At 70.9% G+C, this 5876-nt stretch carries 5 protein-coding genes; all 5 read right to left on the bottom strand.

Going from position 1 to position 5876, the window contains the following annotated elements:
• The coding region (proB, locus tag CF8_RS05370) for a glutamate 5-kinase (RefSeq protein WP_232211580.1) at positions 1-951 on the bottom strand (951 nt) is incomplete at its 3' end.
• Complete coding sequence (gene obgE / locus CF8_RS05365) at positions 948-2507, bottom strand: GTPase ObgE (protein ID WP_010832118.1); 1560 nt, start codon at positions 2505-2507, stop codon at positions 948-950. The genes proB and obgE, both read right to left, overlap by 4 nt.
• A gap of 97 nt (positions 2508-2604) precedes the next feature.
• Positions 2605-2859 (bottom strand): 50S ribosomal protein L27, encoded by a 255-nt coding sequence (rpmA, locus tag CF8_RS05360; protein ID WP_010832117.1) that lies wholly within the window; start codon positions 2857-2859, stop codon positions 2605-2607.
• A gap of 45 nt (positions 2860-2904) precedes the next feature.
• Positions 2905-3216 carry a 50S ribosomal protein L21 gene (gene rplU, locus CF8_RS05355; RefSeq protein ID WP_036490308.1) on the bottom strand — a complete coding sequence of 104 codons (312 nt, stop codon included), beginning with the start codon at positions 3214-3216 and terminating at the stop codon, positions 2905-2907.
• A 205-nt stretch (positions 3217-3421) separates the two neighbouring features.
• On the bottom strand, positions 3422-5876 hold a 2455-nt coding region (locus tag CF8_RS05350; RefSeq protein ID WP_036490305.1), incomplete at its 5' end, for an Rne/Rng family ribonuclease.

Genomic DNA, 5876 nt, shown 5'->3' with positions numbered 1-5876 from the left:
CACGGCGGTGATGCCGGCGGCGAGGAGGGAGGCGCGGCGCTCGGTGACAGCCGCGACGGCGCCCGGGTCGAGCACGAGCGAGCCCTTGGGCTCGGTGGCGTGCGCGAGCCAGAGGAGACGGGTGGGGCGGCGCTTGCCGGTGGGGAGGAAGACGGTGCCCACCTCAGCACCTGCCAGCGCGGCCTCCGCCTGGTCGGCAGAGGTGAGGATGACCGGGATGCCGGCACCCGTGGCGATCCGGGCGGCATCGACCTTGGTGACCATGCCGCCGGTGCCGACGCCCGCGGTGCCGGGTGTGCCGATCGAGACGGTGGCCAGGTCGTTCGCCGAGCGCACCACCGGCACGAGCTGCGAACCCGCGCGGCTCGGGGGTCCGTCGTAGAGGCCGTCGACGTCGGAGAGCAGGACCAGCAGGTCGGCGTGCACGAGGTGCGCGACCAGCGCGGCCAGCCGGTCGTTGTCACCGAAGCGGATCTCGGAGGTGGCGACCGTGTCGTTCTCGTTGACGATCGGCAGGACGCCGAGCTCGAGCAGCTTGGCGAACGTCTGGTAGGCGTTGCGGTAGTGGGCGCGCCGGATGACGTCGTCCACCGTGAGGAGCACCTGCCCGGTGACGAGGTCGTGGCGGGCGAACTCCTCCTGGTAGCGGTGCGAGAGGAGTCCCTGCCCGACCGAGGCCGCCGCCTGCTGGGTGGCGAGCGAGCGCGGGCGCTTCGTCAGGCCCAGCGGGGCCAGCCCGGCGGCGATCGCCCCGGACGAGACCAGCACGACCTCGGCTCCGCGGGCACGCACCGAGGCGAGCACGTCGACGAGCCGGCTCATGCGCGCCGGGTCGATCCCGCCGGCCGCCGTGGTCAGCGACGACGAGCCGACCTTGACGACGACACGGCGTGCCTCACCGACGAGGGCGCTGCGGTCCAGCGTCGAGCGCTGGGCCACCCGATCGGTCACTCCTCACCGTCCCAGTCGGGGTCGTCCTTCGAGCCGATCTCGTAGGACATCGGCCCGATCCCGGAGCTGGTGACGGTCTTGGGCGTGGCGGCCTTGCCGGAGCGGTCGATGCGGCGGGCCACGTCGGCGCGCGTCTCGTTCTCGGCGCGCTCGGGCATCTGCTCCTGGATGTCCTTGCGACGGGTGGCCGCGGGACGCTCCTCGCGCAGGCGCTCGTCCTCGCCGCGGCGACCGAGCATCTCGGCGCCGGCCTCGATGCCGGGCTTGAAGTCGAAGACCACCGCGTTGTCCAGCGGGCCGATGAGCACGGGGTCGCCCTCCTCGGCGCCGAGCTTGGCGAGCTGGGCCTCGATGCCGAGACGGGTGAGGCGGTCGGCCAGGAAGCCCACGGCCTCCTCGTTGCCGAAGTCGGTCTGGCGGACCCAGCGCTCGGGCTTCTCGCCGCGCACGTGCCAGCCCTCGGGGCGCTCGGTGATCTCGAAGTCGCCGCCGCCGTCGAGCCCGGGGGGCCGGATCACGATGCGGGTGGCCTCCACGACCGGGCGCTCCGCCCGGGCCTGGCCGACGATCTCGCCCATGGCATAGATCAGGGCGGGCATGCCGACGCCAGAAGCTGCGCTGACCGGGAAGACGCGCAGGCCGCGTGCCTCGAGGTCCTCACGGACCATCTCGGCGATCTCGTTGCCGTCGGGTACGTCGACCTTGTTGAGCGCCACCAGCCGGGGACGATCCTCCAGGCCGCCGTAGCGGCTCAGCTCGTTCTCGATGACGTCGAGGTCGTCGAGCGGGTTGCGACCCGGCTCGATGGTGGCGGTGTCGATGACGTGCACCAGGGCGGCGCAGCGCTCGATGTGGCGCAGGAAGTCGTGGCCGAGGCCGCGACCGTCGGCAGCGCCCTCGATCAGGCCGGGCACGTCGGCGACGGTCAGGGTCACGTCGCCCGCGCGGACGACCCCGAGGTTGGGCACGAGGGTGGTGAACGGGTAGTCGGCGATCTTGGGCCGCGCCCGCGACATCGCGGCGATCAGCGAGGACTTGCCGGCGCTGGGGAAGCCGACCAGGCCGATGTCGGCCACGACCTTGAGCTCGAGACGGACCTCGACCTCCTCGCCGGGCTCGCCAAGGAGCGCGAAGCCGGGCGCCTTGCGCTTGGCACTGGCCAGCGCGGCGTTGCCGAGGCCGCCACGACCACCCCGGGCGATCACCATCTCGGTGCCGGCCCCGACCATGTCGCCGAGGATCTCGCCGTCGAGGTTCTTGACCAGCGTCCCGTCGGGCACGGGCAGGTAGAGGTCCCCGCCGTGCGCACCGTTGCGGTGGTTGCCGGCGCCGTGGCCGCCGTGGTCGGCCTTGCGCTTGTTGCCGTGGTGGTAGTCGATCAGCGTGGTGATGTCGGGGTCCACGCGCAGGATCACCGAGCCACCGGGGCCGCCGTTGCCGCCGTCGGGGCCACCGAGGGGCTTGAACTTCTCCCGGTGGACCGACGCGACACCGTGCCCACCCCGGCCGGCGCTGATGTGCAGCGTGACCTGGTCGACGAAGGTGGGTACAGCCATGGGAGTTCCTAACGAAGATGAAATGGCGCGAAGGGCGTTCCCCAGAGTCTAGGGACGCCCTTCGCGAAAGAAGTGGTGCGTTTGTCTAAAGGTTTCGTCACTCACCGGGGAGGATGTTGACGACCTTGCGGCCACGCTTGGTGCCGAACTGCACGGCACCCGCGATGAGCGCGAAGAGGGTGTCGTCGCCACCGCGGCCCACACCCGAACCCGGGTGGAAGTGGGTGCCACGCTGGCGGACGATGATCTCGCCCGCGTTGACGGCCTGGCCGCCGAAGCGCTTCACACCGAGGCGCTGGCTGTTGGAGTCGCGGCCGTTCTTGGTGGACGCGGCGCCCTTCTTGTGAGCCATGAGTTCAGTCCTTTATCAGCAGATAAGAGAGCTCCGAGCGTGAGCTCAGAGGGAGATGTCGGTGACCTTGACCTGGGTGTACTTCTGGCGGTGACCCTGGCGCTTCTTGTAGCCGGTCTTGTTCTTGAACTTCTGGATGACGATCTTCGGACCCTTGGTGGCGCCGAGGATCTCGACGGTCACCGCCGCCTTGTCGAGGCCGGTCGCGGTGACGGTCTCGCCGTCGACAACCATCACCACGGGGAGAGTCAGGGAGCTGCCGACCGCGTTGGCCTTCAGGTCCATCTTGTCGATCTCGATGACGTCGCCAACAGCAACCTTCTGCTGCTTGCTGCCACTGCGCACAACTGCGTACACGGCGGACTCACTCTCCTCAGGCCTTGTGGTTGCCAATTGACTGGCACGGTGAAAAACACGGTGAAAATTCGGGGTTCGGCTCCTGCTCGGGCTTCGCGACGAGATGTCAGCAGAGGCCATGCAGGAGGGGCACGCCGGGGCGCACGAGGAGCAACTTTACGGCTCCGAAGCCAACCGGGTCAAAACGAGCCGACCCGAGCGGGCTTCAGCGCTTGCGAGTGCCCTTCTTCTTGATCGGGACGTGCTCGACGTGGGGCGCCTCGTCGTGCTCGCCGTCGTGGTCGTTGCCGGGCTCGAGGTCGGCCGTTCCCGGCTCCACGATGCCCGTCTGCGGCACGTCACCGGCCGCGCCCACGGGCGCGGCGACCGGCGGACCGGCAGGTCGGGTCGCGGACCGACGACGCGTGCGCGTCACGACCTGCGGCTTCGTCGGCTCGGGGGCCTCAGTCGTCGCAGGAGCCGGCTGCGCACCTTTGGGCTGCTCGGCCTCGGGCTGGTCGACCGCGGGCGCCTCGGCGGCCGGTACGTCGACCGCGACCGGGGCAGCGGCCTCGGCCGGTGCCGGGGTCTCCGTGGGGGCCGTGGGGGCCGTCGTGGGGGCCTCGGTCGCGACCCGCCTGGGCTGGCGGGTGCGCCTGGAGGTCTGCACGCGGGGCTGCTCGGCCTGGGGGGCCTCCGTGGCCTCCGTGGGCTCGGTGGTCTCGGGCGTCTCGACGCTCGCGGCAGCCGCGACCGGCGCCTCGCTGGCGGCAGGAACGGGTGCGTCCTGCGTCGGCTCGACCTCGGGCTTCTCCGAGCGCGGCATCGCGGCGACGTCCTTGGGCGACGGGGCAGCACCCTGGCCACCGTTGCCGCCGTTGCCGCCGTTGCCACCCTGTCCGGCGTTGCCGGAACCGTTGCCGGAGCCGTTGCCGGCGTTGTCCTGTCCGTCGCGGCCACGGCCACGGTTGCGTCGTCCGCTGCTGCGGCGATCGCCGTCGTCGCCCTCGCCCTTGGGCTCGACGGGCTCGCTGGTGATCACGACGCCGCGTCCCTGGCAGTGGTCGCAGTCGGAGCTGAACGCCTCGAGCAGACCCGTGCCGATGCGCTTGCGGGTCATCTGGACCAGGCCCAGGGACGTGACCTCGGCGACCTGGTGGCGGGTGCGGTCGCGACCGAGGCACTCCACCAGGCGGCGTACGACCAGGTCACGGTTGGACTCGAGGACCATGTCGATGAAGTCGACGACGATGATGCCGCCGATGTCGCGCAGCCGGAGCTGGCGGACGATCTCCTCGGCGGCCTCGAGGTTGTTCTTGGTCACCGTCTCCTCGAGGTTGCCCCCGGAGCCGGTGAACTTGCCGGTGTTGACGTCGACGACCGTCATCGCCTCGGTGCGGTCGATGATCAGCGAGCCGCCCGAGGGCAGCCAGACCTTGCGGTCGAGGCCCTTGGCGATCTGCTCCTCGATGCGGTAGGTGGCGAAGACGTCCTTGCCGGACGCACGCCCCTCGGTGGCCGGCTCGAACTTCTCCAGCCGGTCCTGCAGGTCGGGGGCCACGTGGGAGACGTATCCCTGCACGGTGTCCCAGGCGTCGTCGCCCTCGATGACGAGCTTGGCGAAGTCCTCGGTGAAGAGGTCGCGGACCACCTTGAGGGTCAGGTCGGGCTCGCCGTACAGCAGTTGCGGGGACTGGCCCTTGGCCTTGGCCTCGATGTCGTCCCAGCGAGCCTTGAGCCGCTCGACGTCGTGGGTGAGCTCGTCCTCGCTCGCACCCTCGGCTGCCGTGCGGACGATGACGCCCGCGGTGTCCGGGACGATCTCCTTGAGCAGCGTCTTGAGGCGGTTGCGCTCGGTGTCGGGCAGCTTGCGGGAGATGCCGCTGGTGGTGCCGTCGGGGACGTAGACCAGGAAGCGACCCGCGAGGCTGATCTGCGAGGTCAGGCGGGCGCCCTTGTGGCCGACGGGGTCCTTGGTGACCTGCACGAGGACCGACTGGCCGCTGGAGAGCACCGACTCGATCTTGCGCTGCTGGCCGTCCTTGTGGCCGAGCGCGGCCCAGTTGACCTCACCGGCGTAGAGCACGGCGTTGCGGCCCTTGCCGATGTCGATGAAGGCGGCCTCCATCGACGGCAGGACGTTCTGCACGCGGCCGAGGTAGACGTTGCCGATCAGCGACGTCTGCGACTCGCGGGCGACGTAGTGCTCGACGAGGACCTTGTCCTCCAGCACGGCGATCTGGGTCAGCTCCTTGCGCTGGCGGATCACCATCACGCGGTCGACCGACTCGCGGCGGGCCAGGAACTCGGCCTCGCTGACGATCGGGGCGCGGCGGCGACCGGCCTCGCGGCCCTCGCGACGGCGCTGCTTCTTGGCCTCGAGCCGGGTCGAGCCGGCGAGCGCGGTGATCTGGTCCTCGGGGGCGCGGCGGTTGCGGACGCGGGTGACGGTGTTGGGCTCGTCGTCGCGCTCGTCGGAACCCTCTTCGCCGGCACGGCGACGACGACGGCGGCGGCGCGAGGTGCCGTCGCCCTGCTCGCCCTGCTCGTTCTGGTCGCCCTGGTCGGCGTCGGTGGCCTTGTCGGCCTCGTCGGCCTCGTCCTCGGACTCGTCGTCGGAGTCGTTGTCCTGGCTGTCGGTCGAACCCTCGCCACCCTTGCGGCGGCGGCGACCGCCACGA

It is taken from the genome of Nocardioides sp. CF8, from assembly GCF_000389985.1.
GTDB classification, from domain to species: Bacteria; Actinomycetota; Actinomycetes; order Propionibacteriales; family Nocardioidaceae; genus Nocardioides; species Nocardioides allogilvus.
Note: the sequence above shows the minus strand (reverse complement) of the source record. Positions and strands in the feature narration are given on the sequence as shown.